Below are 23,757 nucleotides of genomic sequence, written 5' to 3'. Positions count from 1 at the left end.
ACAAAACCCAACCACAACTCTCTTATTGTCAGTTTGCGACTCCACCATCTGGCTCTCTGTGCTATTTATAATTTTAATTCAATAGGTTATTTACCACACTTTTAACAGAACAGAATGGTTAAGAGCAGCCTGGATACACTATAGGAATAAGGAAATATCGATTCTTGATGGGGTAAGCCCTCAGACAGAGGGCTTAATGTTATGCGGGTTCTTTACGGCAAATTAATAATGTATGCCCAATACCAAGACCATCAATATCTTTCTCAACGTAGAATCCAGCGGTAGATAAGCACTGGTAAAAAGTATCTGAATGATAAAAACGGCTATTACCGTTAGCCATACATGTAAAATAAAGAGATGAGGCATTCAAACTGAATGCACCAGCTTCAAATTGTTGCCTATCCCAAAATATCTCCATGATGCATACGTAACTATCGGGCTTCATTGCATGATGAATAAGCTTAAGAATATGGACGATTCGTTCTTCACTAAAGCAGTCTAGAAACTGACTCATCCACCAAACGTCTGCTTCTGCTGGCAATCGATCAGCTAATAACAGATCCACAGGATATGTACTGATACGGTCGCTATAGCCTTTGCTTTTGACGTTCTCGTTAGCTAAGACTAACTGTTGTGGCAAATCCAGCAATGTTATTTTCACATCAGGGTCATAGGCCGCACACTGTAAAGCCCACTTCCCAGTATTTGCACCAATGTCATATATATGTTTTGGTTCAAGATCAAAAATAGCTTTTAGCGCAAGCTGAAAGGCATTATCGGAATAAAAATGATCAAAGGCGAACCAACTTTCACGTGCGGCAGTCGGCAACTCGCTTAGTGCAGGGTAAATAGTAGGCCATTCACCAAATACGGATAATCCGGCTGGCTTTCCTGTCTCTAGTGCTTCTTTTAGATTGAATAAACCCTGATAACAAACGTCCTGAGTGAAGTCCATATTTACGCGGGTCATTTGATCATGCAATAAGTAGTGACCGACCTTGCCCAGATAAAATCGGTTTTCCTGTTGGTAGAGGATATTACCGCTAAGCCCCATGTCTAGCAGGATGCTGATTGCATATCGGCTTAGTGTGCAATGAGTCTGAAGCTCATCGAGTGTAATACCACCTTTACCTGATTCATCTAATGCAGCTAAGATTCCTGACTCTCTCAGGTTAAGCGCAGCTTGAAATAGCATAGGGGCAAAAGCTATTTTCTGAGCTTCAGTGATTGCCGCCAAAGCACTAATTTGGTCTTTATCATATCCGTAGCGCAAGCTTACGTCCTCGTAATTCAGGTAATAGCTCACCATTTAGCATTATTCAGCTTTAATGGTGAGCATAAAATTAAGGTAACTATTTGTTATATAATGTTTTTATATTGACAGGCGATTTAGTTGAATCTGGATATCTTTATTCAAGTTAGCGATCCAGCGATTATATTTTGAGTGTATTTTCCCATTTTTGGCATCCATGTTAGTACTGCCAATATATTTGATTTGGTAATTATTAGCATTGTAATTAATTTGGATTTCAACAGTGTGATCGCGATTTATTAACTTCCCGTTAATCACGCCTTCAGCGCCAGGTATCATTACCCAACCACGGTTTATCCCACCAGCCAGAATCGCTTTTTGTACTTCTGAAGTCGTGTGACTACCAATTATCGTTTGGTTAACGTTTTGGATAGGCGTCGTACCTGCACATCCAACAATAAATGTGATAGATACCAACCCGACCAAGAGTGCTTTTAATAGTTTCATGATGATCCAATTAATTAATGATTTTCATGTTAACCCATGATAGGAGTAACGGAAGAATGCTAAATAGCAGAGATAAAATACTCTGACTTATTCTAATACACAAATATTCTTATGTTTGTTTTGTTTTAAATAAATGTAAAATTTATATTGTTATTTTGCGTCATTTTTTATTTTAAAATTATAATTACTTTTATTGAGTTTTTATCTAAAGAATGTTGAAGCTATGCCGATAAATAAAATATTTTACTTTTTAATTTTTTAAAAAATGCGATGTGAATGGCCGATAATTAAACCAAAAGATAATAGATAAAGTTTTTAAATGCTTTTTACCTAAAAATAGAATAAATTATCTCGCTTTGCTGTCTGGAAGTTCTGATATCGTGGCTCATTCATTGAATGTATTGAACTGGCGTGCTTTGGCTCCTGGTATGGAGTCGCAAGAGCACTGGCTTGCCTGGGCACAGGAGGAGGCACTCTCGGCGACATGGCAAGGGGATTTACCCAAGTCATCGCATATCCCTATGATGTCCGCTAGAAGAATGAGTACAGGCAGCCGACTAGCCGTTGAAGCGGGGCTTTCGTTACTAGAGGAAGACACGGCTGATATGGCGATATTTACCAGTCGCCATGGGGAATTAGAGCGCACTTATAAAATATTGCAATCCCTCCATCAGCAGCAGAATATTTCGCCAACAGATTTTGCTATGTCAGTGCATAATACTGCCTCCGGCTGGTTAACTATCATGGCGAGCAATACCATGCCAGTGACGTCTCTTGCCGCAGGCATAGATAGTTTTCAACAAGGTATAGTCGAAGCTATGGGGATGCTGGCTTGCGGCGCTGAGCGTGTGTTATTGGTCGATTTCGATGGAGTAATGCCTGATTTTTATCATTCTCAGACTTCTCCAATAGGGTTGCCCTATGCCTTGGCATTAGTGTTAACCACCGGCGATGATTTACAGTGTGAACGTATTTCTAAGATTGATGTTAATAATTCTGAATTGCCTCAGGGTCTTAGTTTTTTACGTAATTGGTTGAGCAAAAAGGGTTCTTTCGTTATACAAGGCCAGCATAATAATTGGCACTGGAGTCAGTGATGGACAGTTATCTTGCAGTACAAACTGCACCCCAACATTCTTCTTTGCTAAATCGGTTATGGCGAGTGGCTGCAACCGGTTTTTGTTTTGCACTTTTTGGCCTAGGTGGGCTGTTATTATCTATTCTATGGTTTACCTCTCTGCGCCTAATTGTTCGCTCTGAAGTAGTGCGTAACCAGATCACTCAGCAAAGTATTCGTTATAGTTTTCAACTGTTCTTGCGTATTGCTAAATTTCTGGGTGTTTTTGATTATCAAATAGAAAATAATGAGCTGTTTTGTGAGGACTCGGGGTGTCTGATTGTTGCTAACCATCCTAGCTTATTAGATTATGTGCTGTTGGCAGCACACATGCCAAGATGTGATTGTATTGTCAAAGAAGCGTTGTTAAATAACATATTTGTTTCCGGTGTGATTAAATCCGCAGGATACTTAGTTAATGCTGAATCAGATAAATTATTAGCACACTGTAAAGCGCGTTTAGGCCGAGGAGGAAGTATCCTTATATTTCCTGAAGGGACCAGAACAACCGCAGGTTGTGCACTGAATTTGCAACGAGGAGCGGCGAATATCGCGCTACATAGTGGGTGTGATATTCGCGTAGTATATATTGATTGCAACCCACCAATGCTGACGAAAGAACTAAAATGGTATAATATACCGCCGGTAAAACCTCAATTTAATATTATTGTTCAAAATAAAATCAATAGTAATGACTTTATTCAAGATAGCGATTTATCGTTAGCACTTGCTGCACGACGACTTACTAAACATTTAACCTGTGCATTAATGCCTGAATCTAAGAGAAAGAGTTAATGGAATTACTAAGTTGTGAGATTAAACAGCTAATTATTGATGCCCTAAATCTGGAAGGTATGTCGGTGGATGATATTGACTCACAGGCTGCATTATTTGGTGACGGTTTAGGCTTAGATTCAATCGATGCGCTAGAACTGGGATTAGCACTCAAAAACCGATATAGCGTTGTACTCTCTGCTGAGAGTGAAGATATGCGTCAGCACTTTTATTCGGTAGAAACGCTCGCGAAATTTATTTCTCAACAGCGTAACTAACAGGATATTGTCATAATGGAAAAACAAGAAATTTATCAGCAAATTACAGCTCTTCTGGTTAAGCTATTTGAAATTGATGAAGCTGACATCAAACCAGAATCACGGCTTTATGAAGAGTTAGAGCTAGACAGTATTGATGCTGTCGATCTGGTTGTACATTTGCAGAAAGTGACGGGTAAAAAAATAATGCCGGAAATGTTCAAATCCGTTCGAACGGTTCAAGATATTGTCGATGCCGTCGATAATTTATTAAACACCAAGTCGTAAATGGTGAAATCAGGTGACAGCTAATCAGCGTAATTTATTCATTGGTCGCCTGACTGTTTTGCTCAAAATCCTCACCGTTATTGCACTTACAGCCTACCCGCTGGCGGTATGGTTTGGTTTATCGCGCTGGGGAATGCAGGTATTAGCGCCAATATTGTTATTAATGTTTACATTGCGCCTCTTTGCCGTGCGCAGCAAAATTAAGCAACAACTTTGGTTAGGTAAAGCGCTGGCGCTTGCTGGCATTATTCTGTCTTTGGCAAGCTGGGGTTTAGGCAAGGCGCAGTGGTTATTGTTTTATCCTGTCGCGGTAAACATCATTTTACTGGTGCTGTTTTCCTATTCTTTATTTCGCCCCCCACCCATCATTGAAAGATTGGCAAGGCTGTCCGAGCCTGAATTATCTTCCCGAGCGGTGGCTTATACCCGAAAGGTGACACAGGTATGGTGCGGATTTTTTGCAGTAAATGGCACTATTGCTCTGGCGACCTGTTTATACGGCAATATGCATATATGGGCTTTATATAACGGTGGCTTGAGCTATTTACTTATTGGTTCTTTGATGGGTCTGGAATGGATAATCAGGAAAAGGGTTCAACAGCAGTAAATCTACCCATGGCGAATTGGTTGGATCATTCTCGGGATGATGACCAGGTTATCGCCATGTGTGGCGCAAAGACCATAACCTTGAGTCAATTCAGGTGCGATGTTACCTATCTATTTAATAAAATTAATTTTTTACCCAATCAGCGCTGGGCATTATGTTTTGAAAATAGCTATTGGTTTACTGTTGCGCTGCTGGCTACGCTGTATTGTCAAAAAACGCCGGTAATTTTCGGCCATGCACGTGAGGCCGTTCTCAAAGAGCAATTGCATGAGTTTGATGGCCTGCTGACGGATCAATTACTGAATCTTGCCTGTCCAAGCGTTATAGTCGCAAGCCATGCCTCTAGTGAGGCTGCCTATCATCCATTACCTGATTGGCCTTCTGCTGCGTCATTAATCCTCTTCACCTCGGGTTCTACGGGGGCTCCAAAAGCAGTCGTTAAATCTGTTGCGAGTTTGGATACCGAAAGCCATTGGCTGGCTGTTCAATGGGGAGGGCGCTTTGATAGAAAGAATAACCCATTAATTGTTGCGTCGGTGTCTCATCAACATTTATACGGGCTGACTTTTCGTATCTTTTTACCCCTCTCGCTGGGTATTCCCTTTCAGGCTGAGTTGATTGGTTATCATGAACAACTTCAGTCACTACCTGAATCTTGCTCACCAATATTTATTAGCAGTCCGGCATTTCTAAAGCGCATGGATACAAAATTGTCGCCGATTTTGTGTCGACAGATATTTTCCGCGGGCGGGCCGCTCAGTTATCAGGATGCGCAATCTACTTTAAATACACTGGGTACATTGCCAACAGAGATTTATGGTGCCACTGAAACCGGTGTTATTGCTTATCGCCACCAATCAGTACCTGAACAAGCATGGCAGTTTTTCTCCGGTGTCAGTTTGGACATCAACAGCGACAATACTTTCACTGTTTACTCTGCCTTGATACCTGAATCAACAGGTATACCAATGAGCGATATTATAGAGCTATCCGATAACCGGCAGCGTTTTTATCTGCTGGGGCGTAAAGATCGAATAGTTAAAATAGAAGAGAAGCGTGTTTCACTCACAGAGATAGAACAGCGCTTAATGTCACTTCCTGAAATTGCAGATGCAACGGTATTGGTCTTAAGCCAAAACGAAAGAGTGAACATTGCTGCTGTTGTGGTATTGACCGACACAGGTAAAGAGCAACTTGCAGCAGAATCATTGAGGTCTTTTACTCAAAGCTTACGCAATACTTTGCGTCACTGGCTTGAGCCGGTCTCTGTTCCTCGTCGTTTACGTGTGATTGATGTTATCCCGCTGAATCCACAAGGGAAGCGTGATTATGCCCGCTTACAGGAGCTATTCTTATGATGTTGCCCGTCGTCGTCAGTCAGCAAATAACAGGTGATCACTTTGCCAGCATCGATCTCTTATTACCTGCTGATTTACTGTGGTTTAGTGGTCATTTCCCCAACTGTTCAATATTGCCCGGCGTCGCACAAATCAATTGGGTTATGCACTACGCCAATCAGTTACTGGGTCAGTTGCCGGTCGTGAGAAGTATCGATGTCGTAAAATTCCAGCGGCCACTGATGCCTGATGATGAAGTCACTCTCGTACTTAATTGGCAACGAACAAATCATAAACTGATGTTTAAGTACCTTGTCCATGGCGAAATAACTGCCAGTAGTGGAAAAATATCTCTATGTCAGTAACCACTTTCGCGCCGTGCGTGGTTATCCCTTGTTTCAATCATGGTGAGACCATGGCGGGTGTGTTATCTCAGTTGGCTATGTATCAATTGCCGTGTCTGATAATTGATGATGGCAGTGATGTTGATACTGCCAATGAGCTAACACGCCTGGCGGCGAAATACCCGTGGGTGGTGCTAATAACACAACCCGAAAATCGGGGGAAGGGGCATGCCGTTCTGAATGGACTGACCGTGGCACAAAAGCAGGGTTACAGCCATGCGCTACAAGTCGATGCTGATGGCCAGCACCAATTATCTGATATTCCAATAATGCTGGGCGAGGCGGAAAAATACCCCCATCATCTAATTTCAGGGCGACCGGTTTACGATGAGTCTGTACCGAAGGCGCGGCTTTATGGCCGCTATATCACCCACTTCTGGGTATGGATCGAAACTTTATCTTTGTCGCTGAAAGACAGTATGTGTGGTTTTCGCGTTTATCCGATTGCCGAAACACAGGCTTTGGCTGCCCGGCACCCATTGGGTGTGCGAATGGATTTTGATACTGAGGTGATGGTGAGATTATATTGGCAGGGAACTGAGAGCCGGTTCTTGCCAACACAGGTCACCTATCCCGCAGAAGGTATTTCACATTTTGATGCGCTGCATGACAACTTACGTATTTCGTGGATGCATACCCGGCTATTTTTTGGCATGTTGCCGCGTATTCCTGCGTTGCTAAAGCGTAATATGCAAAAGCCCGAGCACCATTGGTCCCAGACGAAAGAACGCAATGGTTTGTGGGGGATGCGCTTGATGTTACGCAGTTATAAAATTCTGGGGCGCACAACTTTTAACCTGTTGTTATATCCTGTTATTGGCTATTTTTGGCTTACCGGACATCGTCAGCGCCAGGCATCAAACCATTATTTACAACACCTTACGGCTTTCGCCAAACAGCAAAATCACCCCTTACCGGCATCCTTAAACAGCTTCCGCCATTTCATGCGGTTTGGTGAGTCTATGCTCGATAAACTGGCGAGCTGGCAAGGGGATTTAGTGATGGGTAAAGATGTGGTTTTGGTTGGGCGTGAGCGCTGTGAGGCACAAATTGCCAGCCGTCAGGGGGCGCTAATTCTGGCATCGCATTTAGGTGATATTGAATCTTGTCGCGCTTTGGCTGAGCTATCTGTTGGTGTAAAAGTTAATGCATTGGTCTTTACCCAGCATGCTGCCCGTTTTAATCAGGTCATGCAGGAGATTAACCCACACGCACTGATTAACCTTATCCAGGTAACCTCTATTGGACCTGATACTGCCATTTTATTGCGCCAAAAGCTGGATGAAGGGGAGTGGGTCGCGATTGTTGGTGATAGAACCTCCGTCAGCCCTTATCAACGAGATAACCAACCAAGAGTCATTTGGAGCACCTTCTTAGGCCACCCAGCACCTTTCCCGGTTGGGCCGTTTGCGTTAGCTGCGGCATTGCGCTGCCCGGTGTTTTTGATGTTTGGTTTAAAACTCGGTAGGCAGGGGAAGGAGGCTGCACCATCAGGTGTTATTGATCCCGCATCTGCTGCCCGATTACATGTTTATTTTGAACCTTTCGCCGATCCATTGATATTACCGCGAGCAAATCGTCAGTCGGCATTGCAACAGGCAGTGGAGAGTTACGCCGCCCGCCTGGAGCACTACAGTTTATTAGCGCCGCTCGATTGGTTTAATTTTTATGATTTTTGGCATTTAAACGATGAAAAGCCAAACCAAGGAAATCAGTGACATGAATTTACCCGATGACCCGCGTTTTACTACCCGGATAGTTCACAATATCCCGTTTCATGATATTGACCCTATGGGGGTGGTGTGGCATGGCAATTATTTCCGTTATTTTGAAATTGCTCGTGAGGCTTTACTGAATCAAATTGATTATGGTTACCGCGCGATGCAGGCGTCAGGCTATGTGTGGCCAATAGTTGATACGCGAGTGAAATACATTGCCCCGCTCGAATTTGAACAGCGTATTCATATTTGTGCCTCTATTGAAGAATATGAGAACCGCTTACGTATCGGTTACCAGATTTATGATGCGACCAGCGGGAAGCGCATGACAACCGGCTACACCATTCAGGTTGCCGTTAAAGCATCCACGAAAGAAATGAGCTTTGTTTCACCGCCGGTACTGCTGGAAAGAATGGGTATCGTCTCATGAAATCGATATTCACCGTTCTCTTACTGTGTCTCAGTATCAGCGCTCATGCGGTAACGTTGGCATCGTTACAACAACGATTCAGCGAACAACCGGTGTTGCGCGCCGAATTTGAACAGCAGCGCAGTATTAGTGGAATGAATAAACCTTTAAAATCAAGTGGTAATTTACTGATTTCACAGGATAAAGGGCTGTGGTGGTCACAGCAGCAACCTTTCGTTCTGACACTGCTACTCGACGATAAGCGCATGGTGCAAACCATGGCCGGCCAGCCTGCGCAGGTTATTACTGCTGACAGCAATCCGCAAATGTTCCAATTTAATCACTTATTAACGGCACTATTTCATGCTGATACGTCGATTTTGGAGCAGAATTTTACCTTAGCTTTCACTGATAGTGGTCAAGATCTTTGGGTGTTAGTGCTCACCCCGAAAACCACACCATTGGATAAGCTCTTTAAAAGCATCACGTTGCACGGTCAATATTTTCTGGAAACTATCGATATTGAAGATATGCAGGGAGATGGGACCCACATCCGGTTTTTCAACCAATTAACTGAACCTAAGATACTGAGCCATGCCGAACAGCAGCTTTTTGCGCACTGATTGCCATCGAAAACTGGCTATCGGCTGGTTACTTATCTGTTTGCTGTTACTGGCAACATTACTCTGGCTGATCCCTCGTAGTCAGATTAACAGCAGTGTCTTGGCACTATTGCCCAAGCAGGAGTTGGCAGGCGTACCTGTCGAATTAACCGCAGGGTTTAATCAGCGTCTTGATCGCCAATTAGTGTGGCTGGTTAGCCCAGCAGAAGACCAATTGGCTCCGGTGAACTGGTGGTTGCAGCAGTTACAAAAAATGCCTGCGCTGCATCAGGTCAGTGGTGAGATGACTGCTCAACGTTTACAGGCGTGGGGCGCCTTTTTCTTTCAGCATCGTAATGTATTGTTGGATGAGGCTACCCGTCTGCGATTAAGCCATGGTGGAGCGGCACAGGCTCAGTGGATATTGGGGCAGGCGTATTCGGCATTTGCTGGCGTGAGTGGTAAAGAGTTGCAGTATGATCCTTTACTGTTGGTCCGTGGCTCTCAATTAGCACAACAACAAAACAGTGGGGCATTAAGTATCAGTAAGGGCTGGCTGGTGGCGAAAGATAGCCAGGGCCGCCCATGGTATTTGATTCACGGTGAATTACGCGCTTCATCTTATGATATGGCCAGTGCCCGTAGCACCGTTGAGTCATTGGCTGAATTAAAGCAGCAACTTCAGCAGCGTTGGCCCGGTACTGAAGTCTTGGAACGCGGCACCCTTTTTTACAGTAATTACGCGAGTCAGCAGGCTGAAAGTGATATCTCGACCATTGGTTTGATCTCCGTCGCCGGTGTATTCCTGCTGATATTGATAATGTTTAAATCGCTATTGCCACTCGCCTTATGCCTTTTATCAATAACTATTGGGGCATTGGCTGGGGCGGTTGCCACGTTACTGGTCTTTGGCGAAGTCCATGTTATGACGCTGGTATTGAGTGCCAGTATCATTGGTATTTCAGCGGATTACACGCTTTATTACCTGACAGACCGCATGGCGCACGGTGGCCAAACGACGCCATTGGAGAGCCTGGCAAAACTTTTCCCAGCCCTGTCAATGGCGCTACTCACCACCGTAATTGCCTATCTGATTCTGCTTATTGCGCCTTTCCCTGGGTTGCAGCAATTGGCTGTTTTTGCCGCCGCAGGTCTAACCGCCGCCTGTATCACGGTGATGTGTTGGTATCCGATATTGGCTAAACGGTTGCCGGTGCGCCCGGTTCCGCGCCTAAAGCTTATTTATCTGTGGCTAGAGAGTTGGCAAAACAACCGAATGTTACGTTTAGGCTTGCCGGCCCTGATTACTATTTTGACTATCAGTGGGTTAGCCACATTAAAAATTAATGACGATATCAGTGAATTGCAGGCGATGCCGCGTGAGTTCCAGCAACAGGAACAGCGCATTGCGGCACTTACCGGTCAGCACAGCGATCAAAAATGGTTCGTTGTGTATGGTGATAATGCTGAACAGGCATTGCAACGTCTGGAGCAATTCTCTCCACAGCTATCACAGGCGAAAAAGGCTGGATGGATTGAAAGTTATCGTGTGTTGCCGCTGCCATCATTATTGCGGCAGCAACAAAATCTGGCATTACTTGAGCAAACCGCGCCAGCTATTATCCACCAATTGCAACAGGCGGGTATTAGCGTTTCTCTGCCAGATTTGCCAGCACAAGGCAACCAGCATACATGGGTGACCCCGGAACAATGGCTTGGCTCGGTGGTCAGTGAGGGCTGGCGATTGCTTTGGCTCTCATTACCTGATGGGCGCACAGCGATGTTGGTGCCGGTAAGTGGTGTCAGTAATCCGGCGGCACTGCAACAGTTAGCGGAGTCCGTGCCAGGAGTGACTTGGGTTGACAGGAAAACAGAGTTCAATGCGCTATTTTCTCTCTACCGCGCCTATCTATCATGGTTGTTACTCATTGCAGTGGTTGCTATAGCTGTAGTCTATTGCTGGCGCCTGGGTCTGCGTCGCGGCCTCTATTGTGTGGCACCGACGTTACTTTCATTGGGGATGGGGCTGGCGGTACTTTCTCTTACCGGCCACTCGTTAAATCTCTTCTCGTTGCTGGCATTAATATTGGTTCTGGGGATTGGTATCAATTATACCCTGTTCTTTACCAATCCCCGAGGGACGCCTAGCACCTCAATGTTTGCTATTTTTATGGCGGTGTTCACCACGCAACTGACTTTCGGCATGCTGGTATTTAGCCACACCCAAGCCATCAGTAGCTTTGGCATTGTGCTGAGTAGTGGTGTGTTTACAGCCTTCTTATTAGCGCCTCTGGCGCTGCCCAAGCCAAAAGGAGAGCCTGAGTGAATTATAAACGCTGTGGGGTGTTACTCGTTTTAGCCTTATTGATTGTAGGGTGTGCCAGTTCGCCGGACCAAACACAGCCTAAAGCCTGGCTTAAGCCCGGGGTGCGGGTCGCTTTGCCGCAACCGACTTTGGCACAACCTATCAATCAGCAGCAATTACTGACTGCAACAGCGCAGGGGAAGCAGCAGTCATTATTAGTGTTACTTCAGGCTGATGGGCAGCGCTTAACCTTGGTTGGGCTGTCGCCGCTTGGGATCCGCTTGTTCAAGGTTTCCTATGACCTGCAAGGTATTCATTTAGAGCAAACCATGAAAATTGTTGGATTACCTCCAGCAAATCAGGTTCTTGCCGATATTATGCTGAGTTATTGGCCCATCATATCATGGCGTCCGTTATTACCCGGAAATTGGCGGTTGGTGGATGAAGGGGATACACGCAGACTCTATGATGACAAAAACCAAATAGTGACAGAGATTCGCTACCAGCTATCAGGTAACACCCGTAAGCCGATCACTATTGAGCAATTTGTCTTTCACTACCGTATTACTATCCAAAATGTGGAGGAGTAACAGCGATGGTCTATTTCTCTGCTGTTGGCATGGTTAATGCATTAGGTAGCTCATTGTCTGAAGTGAGTGCGAGCCTTCGTGCCGGGTTAGCCCCAGGCATGGCTCCCCAGCAAGGGTGGCTCTTGGGTGATTCGCCGATTTGGCTGGGTGCGGTGAATACTGAATTGCCTACCTTGCCCGAGCCACTTTCACAGCACAATAGCCGGAATAATCGCCTGTTGTTGGCGGCATTGTCGCAGATTCAACCTGAGGTTTCCGCATGCATTCTTCGCTATGGCGTATCACGGATTGCTGTGATTATGGGAACCAGCACCTCAGGTATTTTTGAGGGGGAACGGGCGGTTAGAGAATATCAGCCTGGTTCTGGTGACGTCGGCGGGCAGTTTCCGCCAGGGTATCACTATCAACAGCAGGAGTTAGGCGATCCTAGCATCTTCCTCTCGCGTTATTTGGGGCTGAATGGCCCGAGTTATACCGTGTCTACGGCTTGTTCTTCCAGTGTACGGGCGATTATCAGTGGTAAGCGTTTGATTGAGTCTGGAATAGTCGATGCGGCGATAGTCGGTGGCGCTGACAGTTTATGTCGTATGCCCATCAACGGTTTTCATAGCCTGGAGTCACTTTCGGCTGAGCGTTGTACCCCTTTTGCCGCCGAGCGCAAAGGGATCAACGTGGGTGAGGCAGCGGCGTTGATTTTATTATCACGTGAACCTTCACCTGTAGCGTTACTCGGGGTTGGGGAGTCCTCCGATGCCTGGCATATGTCCGCCCCCCATCCTGAAGGGCATGGGGCGGAACAGGCTATCAGGATGGCATTACGTCAGGCAGGGTTGCAGCCCGCTGATGTGGGCTACATCAATCTACATGGCACGGCGACGCGGTTAAATGATCAGATAGAAGCGCAGGTCGTGAATAGGGTTTTTGGTCATCAGACCCCTTGTAGTTCAACTAAACATCTTACCGGGCATACGCTGGGGGCCGCTGGGGCCACAGAGGCGGCACTCAGTTGGCTGATGTTAAGCCGGACTCTACCCTTACCAGTACAAGATTTTTCTCATGCTTCTTGGGATACTACTTTGGCCGAGATTAATTTGGTCACCAAGCCGGAAGTACTTAAAACCCCGGTTATTTTGTCGAACTCATTCGCTTTTGGTGGCAACAATGCGTGTGTGATATTAGGAGCCGGCTGATGGCGTATTCCGCTGAACATTACCTCCCACATCAATCACCAATGGTGATGCTGGATAACGTCCATTGGGTAGGGGAGGACGGGGCTGAATGCAGGGTCACCTTGAGTAAGCATGGGGTGCTTGCGCCGTTCCTCGATGCTCAGGGCTGCCTCCCCAACTGGTTTGCTATCGAATTAATGGCACAAACTATCGGCGTGTGGCGTGGCTGGCATGGCTTGGCGCAAGCGATACCTCCCACGATAGGGATGCTACTTGGTGGGCGAGCTATCAGCTGTGAATTACCGGCATTTCCTGCGGGTAGCGAACTTCAGGTTTGTGTCCAGTTAATCCTGCAAGATGAAAAAATTGGCAGTTTCGAGTGCAGTATCAACATGGCTGGAAAGCAGGTTGCTCGTGGTCGGCTAAATACTTATCAGCCAGATGCCGAAGAAATAAAAAAACTCACATTGAGGAAAGGCGCATGAAGCGTTCTGTTTTAGTCACCGGGGCCAGCAAAGGGATCGGGCGGGCCATCGCACACCGTCTGGCTGCGGATGGTTTTTTAGTGGTTGTTCATTATCACCAAGATCTTACTGGCGGTGAAGCGACACTGGCTCAGATTATTGAGGCGGGTGGTGAAGGGCGCTTGATCTGTTTTGATATCAGCGACAGGCCGCAGTGTAAAGAGGTACTCGAGCAGGATATCGCCACTCATGGCGCTTACTACGGTGTGGTGAACAATGCCGGTATTACGCGTGATGGTGCATTCCCAGCATTGACGCAAGAAGATTGGGATGGCGTCATTCATACCAATCTGGACAGTTTCTATAATGTGTTGCACCCCTGCGTAATGCCGATGATCGGTTTACGTAACGGCGGGCGCATTATTGCGCTTTCTTCGGTCTCCGGTGTGGTGGGGAATCGTGGTCAGGTGAATTACAGTGCGGCTAAAGCGGGGGTTATCGGGGCTTGTAAGGCTTTGGCGCTGGAGTTGGCTAAACGCAAGATTACCGTGAATTGTATTGCACCTGGGTTGATTGATACTGGCATGATCAATATGGAGCCTATCGCGCTGCAAGAAGCCATGCGGATGATCCCACTTAAACGGATGGGAGAAGCTGAAGAGGTGGCTGGTTTAGCCAGTTACCTGATGTCAGATATCGCCGGTTATGTCACGCGTCAGGTGATTTCAATTAATGGAGGAATGGTATGAGCAGCAGGATGGTTGCCATCAATAGAGTTGTGATTACCGGCATGAGTGGGGTCACTGCCTTTGGCAATAACTGGGCGGATATTTCAGCACGTATTTATGCCGGTCAAAATGCGGTGCAATATATGCCGCAGTGGGAAGAATATCAGGGGTTGAATACCCATTTAGGTGCGCCGATTGATGATTTTGTGGTGCCCGCACATTACACCCGTAAACGCATCCGCTCGATGGGGCGGGTATCCTTATTGGCCACCAGAGCCACTGAGCTGGCGCTAGAGCAAGCGGGTCTGATGGGGGAGGATGTACTTACCAATGGGGATACTGGGATTGCCTATGGCTCTTCTACCGGTAGCACTAAGCCGGTGAGTGAATTTGCCACGATGTTAACCGAAAAACACACCAACAATATTACCGGCACGACCTATGTGCAAATGATGCCGCATACGGCGGCGGTGAATACTGGGCTGTTTTTTGGGTTGCGCGGGCGGGTTATTCCTACCTCAAGTGCTTGTACGTCAGGTAGTCAGGCAATTGGTTATGCCTATGAAGCAATCCGTCATGGCTACCAGAAAGTGATGGTTGCTGGTGGTGCAGAGGAACTGTGTCCTTCCGAGGCGGCGGTATTTGATACCTTGTTTGCTACTAGCCAGCTAAATGATTCACCAAAATTATCACCAAGGCCATTTGATCGCCAACGTGATGGTTTGGTTATTGGTGAAGGGGCTGGCACGTTGATTCTGGAAGAACTGGATCACGCCAAAGCACGTGGTGCCACTATTTACGGTGAAATCATTGGTTTTTATACTAATTGCGATGCCAGCCATATTACTCAACCACAAAAAGAGACCATGCAAATCTGCATTGAAAAGGCGTTACTAAGCTCGGGCCTGGCTGCCACTGATATTGGCTATATCAGTGCTCATGGTACCGCGACTGAGCGTGGCGATATTGCAGAAAGCCAGGCTACGGCGGCTGTTTTTGGTAACCGGACCCCCATTTCCTCTTTGAAAAGTTATTTTGGTCATACCTTAGGGGCTTGCGGTGCTCTTGAAGCCTGGATGAGTCTGGAGATGATGCGGGCCGGGCGTTTCGCACCAACCATTAATCTGACCGACCCTGATCCTGCCTGTGGTGACCTGGATTACCTGATGGGCGAGGGGCGTTATATTGATACCGAATTCTTCCAGACAAATAACTTCGCGTTTGGCGGCATTAACACCTCATTGGTGATCCGTCGCTGGCCGTAACCGCCATTGCTTTCCTCATTGTTGATTTTTTATCAAAAGTATTGTGTTGAATATGGCATTTTTTGGCAATAAAACTCTGGGCATAATCAGTTCAGATTTTTACCGGGTGGCTCGGGTAAATGGCCCCCGGTAATCAGCCAATTTTAAACATGTCTAAGCACGATAAAAATTCAAAATGAGGAATTACTATGAGCGTACCTGCATTCGGCCTGGGAACTTTTCGTCTTCAAGATCAAGTTGTTATTGATTCAGTGAGTCAGGCATTAACCGCGGGCTATCGTGTTATCGATACCGCACAAATATATGAAAATGAAGCAGCTGTTGGCCAAGCTATTGCGCAAAGCGGCATCCAGCGTGATGAGTTATTTATCACCACTAAGATTTGGATTGCTAACTTAGCGCAGGGCAAGCTCATCCCTAGCCTGCAAGAGAGCTTGCAGAAGCTGAGAACAGACTATGTGGATTTAACATTGATTCACTGGCCTTCACCAAACGATGAAGTACCCGTCGCTGAATTTATGGCTGAATTAGTGAAAGCCAAAGAGCTGGGCTTAACCCGGCAGATTGGTATTTCTAACTTCACCATCGATTTAATGAAACAGGCCATTGCGGCGGTGGGGGCCGAGGTGATTGCTACTAACCAAATCGAACTGTCACCCTTATTGCAGAACAGTAAGGTCGTTGAATTTGCGAGAGAAAATGGCATAGCGATCACTTCTTATATGACGCTGGCTTATGGTAAAGCGCTAGAAGAACCCGTGATTAAAACGATTGCGGAGCAACATGGTGCCACTCCCGCTCAGGTGATTTTAAGCTGGGCGATGCAACTGGGCTATAGTGTGATCCCATCATCGACCAAAGCCGCTAATCTGGCCAGTAATATGTTAGCGCAGGAATTGCGCTTGAGTGCCGAAGATATGGCACTGATAGCGTCGTTGGATCGTGGTGAGAGGTTAGTCAGCCCTGAAGGCCTGGCACCTGCATGGGATTGATCACGCTTTAAACCATTATCTGAACCACCCTATGTTGGGTGGTTTTTTATTTTGCAGGGAACATTTGTGCCAGACGTTCATTGATAAAATCAATAAAACAACGCAGCCGGTTACTGACGACCTGATCACTGTAATACACCGCATTAATCGGCATAACGACGGGTAGAGTCTGTTCTACCAGTAGCGGCACTAAGTCCCCGCGTTGTAGATCGCCTCTGATCATGAAATCCGATAAGCAAGCAATGCCATTTCCCTCAAGGCAAAGGCGGCGTTGCGTCTCCCCATTATTTGACGTTAAATCTGAATTTATTTCATAAAGTTGCCCATCAGCACCTGCGAGCGGCCAACGATTTAGCACCGGTAAATCATTGAACCCCAGACATAAATGATGCTGTAAATCAGCCACCGTTTGCGGGGTACCATGTTGCTTTAGGTAGGCAGGTGAGGCCAAAATATGGCGATAACTGGTCATCAGCTTTCTGGCTCGTAAGGTTGAGTCCTGTAACGTGCCGACCCGGATAGCAATATCAACCTTTCTTTCAATTAGGTTAATAAAGGTTTCTGACGAAACCAGTGATAATGTCACCAACGGATAACGCTGACGAAACTCCGCCATCAGCGGAGCCAGAATGTGCAACACCACTGGAGTAGAAGCATCGATACGCAGCAATCCTTTGGGATTTAACTGATTATCGAGTATCTCGTTTTCCGCCGTGGCCATTTCCCGCAGAATATTTTGCACTCGCCGAAAGTAGTGCTCGCCTTCTTGTGTCAGGCTGATTTGCCGGGTTGTGCGATTTAACAGCGTCACCCCTAGCTTGCTTTCGAGTTTTTTTACTGTCCGGCTGACGACTGAATTAGCTTGATCGAGTTGCTCTGCCGCACGGCTAAAACTGCCACATTCCACTACGGTAACAAAAGTAATCAGTTCATCTGAATGCGCTTTCATTGTTGCCACTCCAGCAAAAATATTTTGATATTTTGAGCATTTTTGTCATTTAACCATAGGGACATAATAGCCGCTATCAAATTGACCCGTATTTCTGGAGTAATTATGCCACTTGCATTATGGGCACTGACCATCAGTGCATTCGCTATTGGTACCACTGAATTTGTGATTGTCGGGCTGGTTCCGACCATCGCAGAACAACTGGCAGTTTCTGTGCCATCCGCCGGTTTATTAGTTTCAATCTATGCATTGGGCGTTGCTATTGGTGCTCCAGTGTTAACCGCATTAACCGGGCGCATACCGCGTAAAATGCTATTGATTGGCTTGATGGTCTTGTTCACCCTAGGGAACTTATTAGCCTGGCAATCACCTGGTTATGAGACTCTGGTGGTTGCTCGTTTACTCACCGGTCTGGCTTACGGTGTGTTCTTCTCGATTGGTTCGACTATTGCTACCAGTTTGGTGCCAAAGGAGAAAGCGGCGTCGGCGATTGCTATTATGTTTGGTGGTTTAACGGTGGCACTGGTGACTGGGGTTCCGCTCGGGACATTTATCGGCCAGCATTTTGGCTGGCGGGAGACTTTCCTTGCGGTGTCACTGATTGGGGTCATTGCCATTATTGCCAGCGCCATTTTGGTTCCCAGTAATATCCCCAATAAGGCTTCAGCCAGTATAAAGCAGCAACTACAGGTGCTCACCCACCCACGTTTACTGCTGATTTATGCCATTACCGCCTTGGGATATGGTGGTTTCTTCACCATGTTTACTTTCCTCGCGCCAGTGATGCAAGAGCTGGCAGGATTCTCACCTGCCGCAGTGAGTTGGATCTTACTGGCGTATGGGGTATCGGTCGCTATCGGCAATATCTGGGGCGGTAAACTCGCAGACCGCCATGGTGCAGTACCTGCTTTAAGTTTTATTTTTACCGCACTTGCTGTCTTACTGTTTGTTTTCCAATTCAGTGCTAACCACAGTATTGCGGCATTAATTACGTTGCTGGTCATGGGGATTTTTGCCTTTGGTAACGTCCCCGGTTTACAAGTTTATGTGGTGCAGAAAGCGGAAGAATATACGCCACATGCCGTTGACGTGGCTTCGGGCCTGAATATCGCGGCGTTTAATGTCGGAATCGCGTTAGGATCGATTATTGGTGGGCAGACAGTTATCCGGGTTGGGTTGGCTCAGACCCCTTGGATCGGTGGCGTGATTGTTATTGGTGCGCTATTACTGGTGACACTGAGTGGCAAGCTGGATAAGAAGCACCCACGGCAAGTTGCTGTCAGCTAAATCCCTGCCAGTATCTATTGAAGCCCGCGATTGTGGGCTTCTTTGTTAATAGAAGGCTTATTAGTGCATTATGAATCACATAGATTGAATCTCTGCTTGTGTATCCCAACATCAGAATAATATCGTGGCTAAAAGAAATTACTGACAGGAGCATCTGGGCGTATAATCAGTGAACTACCGGCTGTTGTTACCTCTCGAGCCAGAGTGATTTCGAATAAGGAATAGGCCATCAAAGTGCCGAAACGAACATATGCAATGCGATATGTTGCAGGTCAACCGGTTGAACAAATCTTCCCAGGTTCTGCTAAGCAACTGGGGCTGGGGTTACCGCCAGGCGCGCCATTGCCAACATCTGAATTTTTGCGGGTGATGGTGTGGAATATCTTTAAGCAGCAGCGGGCGCAATGGCTCTCGGTGCTCAAAGAATTCGGGCGTGATACTCAACTGATGTTACTGCAAGAAGCACAAACAACACCTGAGCTGGTGCGGTTTGCTACGTCTCACTATCAGGCCGCCGATCAGGTTCCTGCCTTTGCACTGCCTCAGCACCCTTCAGGTGTGATGACGCTTGCAGCCACCCATCCGGTCTACTGTTGCCCCCTGCGTGAGAGAGAGCCGTTACTGCGGTTGTCTAAATCGGCCTTAATTACTGTTTACCCAATCCATGACGGCCGTTTATTGATGGTGGTTAATATTCACGCGGTGAATTTCAGTCTTGGTGTTGATGTTTACAGTAAACAACTCGAGCCCATTGGGGAACAAATCGCGATGCATCGTGGCCCGGTGATTCTGGCGGGGGATTTTAATGCCTGGAGCCGACAGCGGGTTAATGCTTTACAGTGTTTTGCCCAAGTGGTGGGGTTAGCTGAAGTTGAATTCCGGGCTGATAACCGTAGCCGTGCGTTTGGCCGACCGCTTGATTTTGTCTTTTATCGGGGTCTTACTCTGGCAGATGCATCGGTATTAGTGACCCGAGCCTCTGATCACAATCCACTGCTGGTTGAATTCCAGCCATAAAAAAAGCACCCCGAAGGGTGCTTTTTAACAGCTTTAATCGCGATTCTGACTCTACGTATCCGGGGTCGATTTGCCGTTAACGAACAACGTCAATTTCAAGCCTGGTTGTAAACTATTAGCCTTGCTGACTACCGAATTCCATCGCATCACATCGTCGGTGTTTACACCGTGACGCTTGGCAATACTGGCAAAAGAATCACCTTTACGAACCTGATAGGTGATGCTGTTGCTGGTCGTTGTATTGCTTGCCAGTTGCAGGGTTTGCCCAACTTTTAAGGTGCTCTTGGCACGTAAGTTGTTCCAACTCTGCAAATCGCTGGTCTTGATATTCAACCGCTTGGCAATCGTAGATAAGGTATCACCGGAGCGAACTTTATACTGCGAACCTGATGCTGATTTTGAGCTGTTCTGTGCCAACTTGGTTGGTTGAACGGCGGCAATATCAGTATCTGCCAATGAATCTTTAAGCTGCTCAGCATGGGCCTTTGGCAACATAATATAACGAGGACCATGTCCATCAGGTGCCGTTACATTGCGCTTATACCCAGAATTAAAGGATTTCAACTTAGTAAGTGACATCCCCGCCATCTCAGCCGCCTGAGTTAGCTGTATCTGCTGACCTACATCAACACGTGCTAATGCACGGTCTTTGTCGGGTTCTGGCAAGTTTATACCGTACTTTTTGCTGTTCTTGATTAAATCACCCAAGGCCAGCATTTTTGGAACATAAATTGACGTTTCACGTGGAAGCGACAATGCCCAAAAGTTGGTCGGTTTACCCTTTGCCTTATTCGCTTTCACCGCTTGCATGACTCTGCCTTCACCACTGTTATAAGCAGCGACTGTTAACAACCAGTCACCGTCAAACATTTTGTTCAGGCGCTCCATCATATCAAGCGCTGCTTTGGTAGACGCAACCACATCTCTGCGGCCGTCATACCATTGGTTTTGTTTCAAGCCATAGTTTCGACCTGTACTCGGCACTATCTGCCATAGCCCTGCGGCGTTGGCGGATGATGTCGCGTGTGGGTCAAAAGCGCTCTCCACTATGGGTAGCAGTACCAGTTCCATCGGCATTTTACGTTTCTTAATCTGCTCGACTATCAGGTACATGTACGGCTCTGCCCGTAATGTTACATCGTGGAGATAGCTCTTATTTCTTAAGTATTTTTGCTTTTGTTCACGGATCCGGGAATTTTCCGGAACCTTCATCTTCAGCTCGTCGCTAATGAAGTTCCACAAATCTTGCTGCGCGAGGCCACTTTCACTATCAAGCCATCGCGCGCTGCCCTCTCGGACGCTATTTGTGTACTCTCCTGCTTCACTCTCTTGACCTGCTGAAGACAAACTCTGCGCATGCTGTACGGGAACCTGTACGTCCTGCTTGGACGCCTGGCACCCAACAAGCAAGACTGAGGCGAGAAATATCGCTTTGGTCTTCATGTGTGTGTCAATGTCAGTTGCTTAAAAGACGACCAATCATACTTTGCTTCGACAAAAAACACAACTAAAAGCTCAGAAGCGGTCTTTCTGGGCGCGTAATTCGGAAAAAACTGAAGCAAGTGAGGCTGGTGGCGAGATAACGCCTATTTTCCTTTGTAAATCAATGTCATCGCAACGTAAAAAAACATTAATTTTACGCTCTAATTGCAATTTTACCGGCAAACTAGGTAGGTTTTTTGCCCGTAATTGCATGATTTGTTGTTGATATGTAGCAATGTCTTGATCTGCGGGCAAAATGAAACGGGCAAACTTAAGATTTGCGAGAGTATATTCATGCGCGCTGCAAATTAAGGTTTCAGCGGGAAGCTGCGCCAGCCGTTGAATTGACGCATACATTTGCTCTGGTGTGCCTTCAAATAGTCTGCCGCAGCCGGCAGAAAAAAGCGTGTCGCCGCAGAAAAGATAAGGTTCGCTGTAGTATGCAATGTGCCCAAGGGTATGGCCAGGGACGGCGATAATGGTGTAGTTTTGACCATCAATTGTCAGGTGATCACCCCCATTTACGATAACTGTCGCACCTTTATTTGCTGTTTCCTGCGGGCCATAGACGGGAATATTGGGGAAATGGCGGTGTAATTGTGCCACACCACCGACGTGATCGTTGTGGTGATGGGTGAGCAGGATGGCCTGAGGAGTGTATTGGCCTTGTGCCAGTGCAGACAGCACCGGCGCTGATTCACCCGGATCAACAATAACGCAGTGTTTTTGTGGGTTTGCCAATAACCAAATGTAATTGTCTTGAAATGCCGGAATACTGATAAGATTCATTGGATACCTCTTTTTTGTTGGCAACCGCTTGAGTGTGAAAGAAGATAATATACCCGTCATCTTTCAAATCGCAGGTGTATTGGCGGCTCCCGTTCATCCGCATCACTTACGGGGGTTAGCTTATCGGGGTTCACTTACTTGCCACCTTCCTGCACCTTGAAATCTATTGGGTAGAAACATGAAACCAGCGCAAACACACCAACAGATCGATGCGCCTGCATCTTGGGCGGAGTTACCTTGGGGAGAGTATTATCGCGCAGCGCTCGAACAGCAATTACAACCTTGGTGGCCGAAGCTATTTGGTTTTCATCTGTTGAAAATAGGCCAGTTGAGTGCGGAAATCGCCAGCGATAAATGTGCTATCTCCCATCAGGTTAATGTGGGGGAACAAGGTACTAATATGCAGGTGCTGGCCAGCCCATACCAGTTACCTTTTGCTGAAAAGTCAGTGGACGCCTGTCTGTTATCTCATTCTTTAGCCTATGCCACTGACCCACATCGTATTTTGCGTGAAGCAGATAGGGTGCTTATTGATGACGGCTGGTTGATTATCAGTAACTTCAATCCGATGAGTGTGCTGGGTGCCGGCAAGCTGGTGCCAATATTACGCCAGCGGCAGCCTTATATTAGCCGAATGTTTACTCAGATGCGTTTGCTGGATTGGCTGAGTTTGCTGAATTATGAAGTTATGCATATGTCGTGCTTTCACGTTTTACCCTGGCATAAAGAAGGTGGGCGCTTTATCAGCACCCATCTACATGCGCTGGGGTGTGTCAGCCTGATTGTGGCCCGTAAGCGCACCATACCTTTGACATTTAATCCGATGAAGTTTGGTGCACGTAAGCCTTGGTTTAGCCGTGCGGTTGGCGCAACCAAAAGTTATCGCGACCAACCTTGATTCGGTGTGTGAAAGCCACTAATACCGTGGCAACGTCAGGTAAGAAGAGTTAGTTGGGGATATAACCAATATCGTCTTGTGTCGGTGAATTGGCCGCAAGACGTGCCAGTTCATCGCAGCGCTCATTTTCAGGATGGCCAGCATGGCCTTTAACCCATTCCCATTGTACGGTATGGCCTTGGATTGCCAGATCCAGCCGTTGCCATAAATCGACGTTACGTACCGGTTTGCGGTCTGTGGTTTTCCACCCGCGCTTTTTCCAGTTGTGGATCCATTGTGTGATGCCCTGACGCACGTATTGGCTGTCAGTGCTGAGCGTCACGTGGCAAGGTGATGTCAATGCCTCCAAGGCGACGATAGCAGCCATCAACTCCATACGGTTGTTGGTTGTCAAACGGTAGCCAGCACTAAAGGTCTTTTCATGTTGTTTGTAACGCATAATTGCGCCATAACCACCGGGGCCAGGATTGCCAAGGCAAGATCCGTCGGTGAAAATTTCTACCTGTTTAGTCATCTCTGGTAGACTCTTCCTATCTGTTTAAACGTTAAG

The 23,757-nt window shown here is 46.7% G+C and carries 26 protein-coding genes; 20 read left to right on the top strand and 6 right to left on the bottom strand.

What is annotated here, in order from left to right:
- Positions 1–199: 199 nt before the first annotated feature.
- The gene (locus ACWJJO_RS17395; protein WP_481091300.1) at positions 200–1,273 is read right to left on the bottom strand and encodes a methyltransferase; all 1,074 of its coding nucleotides are present in this window, start codon (positions 1,271–1,273) and stop codon (positions 200–202) included.
- Positions 1,274–1,372: 99 nt separating this feature from the next.
- Positions 1,373–1,759: a hypothetical protein gene (locus ACWJJO_RS17390; protein WP_083162974.1), complete on the bottom strand. Its 387-nt coding sequence runs from the start codon at positions 1,757–1,759 to the stop codon at positions 1,373–1,375.
- A 380-nt stretch (positions 1,760–2,139) separates the two neighbouring features.
- Between ACWJJO_RS17390 and ACWJJO_RS17385 the strand changes: the two genes are divergently transcribed.
- The 17 genes from ACWJJO_RS17385 to dkgB all read left to right on the top strand — a co-directional run bounded on the left by ACWJJO_RS17385 (position 2,140) and on the right by dkgB (position 16,785).
- On the top strand, positions 2,140–2,856 hold the full coding sequence (locus ACWJJO_RS17385; protein ID WP_083162976.1) for a beta-ketoacyl synthase chain length factor: 717 nt from the start codon (positions 2,140–2,142) through the stop codon (positions 2,854–2,856).
- On the top strand, positions 2,856–3,671 hold the full coding sequence (locus tag ACWJJO_RS17380; RefSeq protein WP_481091299.1) for a lysophospholipid acyltransferase family protein: 816 nt from the start codon (positions 2,856–2,858) through the stop codon (positions 3,669–3,671). The genes ACWJJO_RS17385 and ACWJJO_RS17380 overlap by 1 nt, the downstream gene beginning before the upstream one ends.
- Entirely contained in the window at positions 3,671–3,928 is a 258-nt protein-coding gene (locus ACWJJO_RS17375) for a phosphopantetheine-binding protein (RefSeq protein WP_083162977.1), read from the top strand. Before ACWJJO_RS17380 ends, ACWJJO_RS17375 begins: the two co-directional genes overlap by 1 nt.
- Positions 3,929–3,943: 15 nt before the next feature.
- Entirely contained in the window at positions 3,944–4,195 is a 252-nt protein-coding gene (locus tag ACWJJO_RS17370; RefSeq protein ID WP_083162978.1) for an acyl carrier protein, read from the top strand.
- 13 nt (positions 4,196–4,208) lie between these two features.
- Positions 4,209–4,802 carry a COG4648 family protein gene (locus ACWJJO_RS17365; protein ID WP_083162979.1) on the top strand — a complete coding sequence of 198 codons (594 nt, stop codon included), beginning with the start codon at positions 4,209–4,211 and terminating at the stop codon, positions 4,800–4,802.
- 8 nt (positions 4,803–4,810) lie between these two features.
- On the top strand, positions 4,811–6,160 hold the full coding sequence (locus tag ACWJJO_RS17360; RefSeq protein WP_481091604.1) for an AMP-binding protein: 1,350 nt from the start codon (positions 4,811–4,813) through the stop codon (positions 6,158–6,160).
- Positions 6,157–6,504, top strand: coding sequence for an ApeI family dehydratase (locus ACWJJO_RS17355; RefSeq protein WP_481091298.1), 348 nt, complete (start codon positions 6,157–6,159; stop codon positions 6,502–6,504). The genes ACWJJO_RS17360 and ACWJJO_RS17355 overlap by 4 nt, the downstream gene beginning before the upstream one ends.
- On the top strand, positions 6,495–8,261 hold the full coding sequence (locus ACWJJO_RS17350) for a glycosyltransferase family 2 protein (RefSeq protein WP_372569526.1): 1,767 nt from the start codon (positions 6,495–6,497) through the stop codon (positions 8,259–8,261). Before ACWJJO_RS17355 ends, ACWJJO_RS17350 begins: the two co-directional genes overlap by 10 nt.
- A 1-nt stretch (position 8,262) precedes the next feature.
- The gene (locus tag ACWJJO_RS17345) at positions 8,263–8,691 is read left to right on the top strand and encodes an acyl-CoA thioesterase (protein ID WP_372559744.1); all 429 of its coding nucleotides are present in this window, start codon (positions 8,263–8,265) and stop codon (positions 8,689–8,691) included.
- Positions 8,688–9,293 carry a LolA family protein gene (locus ACWJJO_RS17340; RefSeq protein WP_481091297.1) on the top strand — a complete coding sequence of 202 codons (606 nt, stop codon included), beginning with the start codon at positions 8,688–8,690 and terminating at the stop codon, positions 9,291–9,293. The genes ACWJJO_RS17345 and ACWJJO_RS17340 overlap by 4 nt, the downstream gene beginning before the upstream one ends.
- Positions 9,265–11,598: an MMPL family transporter gene (locus tag ACWJJO_RS17335; protein WP_481091296.1), complete on the top strand. Its 2,334-nt coding sequence runs from the start codon at positions 9,265–9,267 to the stop codon at positions 11,596–11,598. The genes ACWJJO_RS17340 and ACWJJO_RS17335 overlap by 29 nt, the downstream gene beginning before the upstream one ends.
- Positions 11,595–12,167 carry a DUF3261 domain-containing protein gene (locus tag ACWJJO_RS17330; RefSeq protein WP_083162985.1) on the top strand — a complete coding sequence of 191 codons (573 nt, stop codon included), beginning with the start codon at positions 11,595–11,597 and terminating at the stop codon, positions 12,165–12,167. The genes ACWJJO_RS17335 and ACWJJO_RS17330 overlap by 4 nt, the downstream gene beginning before the upstream one ends.
- A 5-nt stretch (positions 12,168–12,172) precedes the next feature.
- A complete protein-coding gene (locus ACWJJO_RS17325) occupies positions 12,173–13,357 on the top strand; it encodes a beta-ketoacyl-[acyl-carrier-protein] synthase family protein (RefSeq protein WP_372569524.1) in 1,185 nt (394 codons plus the stop codon).
- The gene (locus tag ACWJJO_RS17320) at positions 13,357–13,821 is read left to right on the top strand and encodes a hotdog family protein (RefSeq protein ID WP_083162988.1); all 465 of its coding nucleotides are present in this window, start codon (positions 13,357–13,359) and stop codon (positions 13,819–13,821) included. The genes ACWJJO_RS17325 and ACWJJO_RS17320 overlap by 1 nt, the downstream gene beginning before the upstream one ends.
- Positions 13,818–14,549, top strand: coding sequence for a 3-ketoacyl-ACP reductase FabG2 (locus ACWJJO_RS17315; RefSeq protein ID WP_083162990.1), 732 nt, complete (start codon positions 13,818–13,820; stop codon positions 14,547–14,549). The genes ACWJJO_RS17320 and ACWJJO_RS17315 overlap by 4 nt, the downstream gene beginning before the upstream one ends.
- A gap of 8 nt (positions 14,550–14,557) precedes the next feature.
- Positions 14,558–15,793: a beta-ketoacyl-ACP synthase gene (locus tag ACWJJO_RS17310; RefSeq protein ID WP_193784870.1), complete on the top strand. Its 1,236-nt coding sequence runs from the start codon at positions 14,558–14,560 to the stop codon at positions 15,791–15,793.
- Positions 15,794–15,981: 188 nt separating this feature from the next.
- Positions 15,982–16,785, top strand: coding sequence for a 2,5-didehydrogluconate reductase DkgB (gene dkgB, locus ACWJJO_RS17305; RefSeq protein ID WP_083162994.1), 804 nt, complete (start codon positions 15,982–15,984; stop codon positions 16,783–16,785).
- 46 nt (positions 16,786–16,831) lie between these two features.
- Here dkgB and yafC read toward each other — a convergent pair whose 3' ends face one another.
- Positions 16,832–17,734, bottom strand: a complete 903-nt coding sequence (gene yafC / locus ACWJJO_RS17300) for a DNA-binding transcriptional regulator YafC (RefSeq protein ID WP_083162996.1) — start codon at positions 17,732–17,734, stop codon at positions 16,832–16,834.
- A 105-nt stretch (positions 17,735–17,839) separates the two neighbouring features.
- On the opposite strand from yafC, the gene ACWJJO_RS17295 reads away from it, so the two are divergent.
- Both ACWJJO_RS17295 and ACWJJO_RS17290 read left to right on the top strand, forming a co-directional pair.
- Entirely contained in the window at positions 17,840–19,021 is a 1,182-nt protein-coding gene (locus tag ACWJJO_RS17295; RefSeq protein WP_481091295.1) for an MFS transporter, read from the top strand.
- A 234-nt stretch (positions 19,022–19,255) separates the two neighbouring features.
- Complete coding sequence (locus ACWJJO_RS17290) at positions 19,256–20,038, top strand: endonuclease/exonuclease/phosphatase family protein (RefSeq protein ID WP_083163001.1); 783 nt, start codon at positions 19,256–19,258, stop codon at positions 20,036–20,038.
- Positions 20,039–20,089: 51 nt separating this feature from the next.
- On the opposite strand, the gene mltD is transcribed toward ACWJJO_RS17290, so the two are convergent.
- Complete coding sequence (mltD, locus tag ACWJJO_RS17285; RefSeq protein ID WP_442820583.1) at positions 20,090–21,481, bottom strand: murein transglycosylase D; 1,392 nt, start codon at positions 21,479–21,481, stop codon at positions 20,090–20,092.
- A gap of 72 nt (positions 21,482–21,553) precedes the next feature.
- Positions 21,554–22,309 (bottom strand): hydroxyacylglutathione hydrolase, encoded by a 756-nt coding sequence (gene gloB / locus ACWJJO_RS17280; protein ID WP_420073214.1) that lies wholly within the window; start codon positions 22,307–22,309, stop codon positions 21,554–21,556.
- A 178-nt stretch (positions 22,310–22,487) separates the two neighbouring features.
- Here gloB and ACWJJO_RS17275 point away from each other — a divergent pair, with 178 nt between their 5' ends.
- Complete coding sequence (locus ACWJJO_RS17275; protein WP_083163007.1) at positions 22,488–23,207, top strand: class I SAM-dependent methyltransferase; 720 nt, start codon at positions 22,488–22,490, stop codon at positions 23,205–23,207.
- A 49-nt stretch (positions 23,208–23,256) separates the two neighbouring features.
- Here ACWJJO_RS17275 and rnhA read toward each other — a convergent pair whose 3' ends face one another.
- Complete coding sequence (gene rnhA / locus ACWJJO_RS17270) at positions 23,257–23,721, bottom strand: ribonuclease HI (protein WP_050074222.1); 465 nt, start codon at positions 23,719–23,721, stop codon at positions 23,257–23,259.
- Positions 23,722–23,757: the final 36 nt, after the last annotated feature.

It is taken from the genome of Yersinia antarctica (genome assembly GCF_056636475.1).
Note: the sequence above shows the minus strand (reverse complement) of the source record. Positions and strands in the feature narration are given on the sequence as shown.